This is a genomic window from Palleronia caenipelagi, from assembly GCF_007004065.1.
GTDB classification, from domain to species: Bacteria; Pseudomonadota; Alphaproteobacteria; order Rhodobacterales; family Rhodobacteraceae; genus Palleronia; species Palleronia caenipelagi.
The window spans coordinates 1-700 of record NZ_VFSV01000170.1 but is presented as its reverse complement, the minus strand read 5'-3'; the positions used below and the strand labels follow the sequence as shown (position 1 = coordinate 700).

General features: G+C 64.4%; 1 protein-coding gene. It reads right to left on the bottom strand.

What is annotated here, in order from left to right; all coding sequences use genetic code 11:
- Positions 1 to 31: 31 nt before the first annotated feature.
- Positions 32 to 700 (bottom strand): EF-Tu C-terminal domain-related protein (locus FEV53_RS20525; RefSeq protein ID WP_246100964.1); only part of this gene is annotated, 669 nt, incomplete at its 5' end.

Genomic DNA, 700 nt, shown 5'->3' with positions numbered 1-700 from the left:
CGACCCGTTTCCGGGCCGCGCTTTGTGTCGGTCACTCGATGATTTTCGAGACGACGCCGGCGCCGACGGTGCGGCCGCCTTCGCGGATGGCGAAGCGGAGCTTCTCTTCCATCGCGATCGGGGCGATCAGCTCGACGCCAAACGACACGTTGTCGCCCGGCATTACCATCTCGGTGCCCTCGGCCAGCTGAACCGTGCCGGTCACGTCCGTGGTACGGAAGTAGAACTGCGGACGGTAGTTGGCGAAGAATGGCGTGTGACGGCCACCCTCTTCCTTGGTCAGGATGTAGGCTTCGGCCTCGAACTTCGTGTGCGGGGTCACGGAGCCCGGCTTGGCCAGAACCTGACCACGCTGAACGCCTTCACGGTCGATGCCGCGCAGCAGGGCGCCGATGTTGTCGCCGGCTTCACCGCGATCCAGCAGCTTGCGGAACATTTCCACGCCCGTGCAGGTGGTCTTCTTGGTATCGCGGATGCCGACGATTTCGATCTCGTCGCCCACGTTGATCACGCCACGCTCGACACGACCGGTCACAACCGTACCACGACCGGAGATCGAGAACACGTCCTCGACCGGCATCAGGAAGGGCTGGTCCACGGCGCGCTCGGGCGTCGGGATGTAGTCATCGACGGCAGCCATCAGCTTGCGGATGGACTCTTCGCCGATGTTGGCGTCACGGCCTTCCATGGCGGCCAGGGC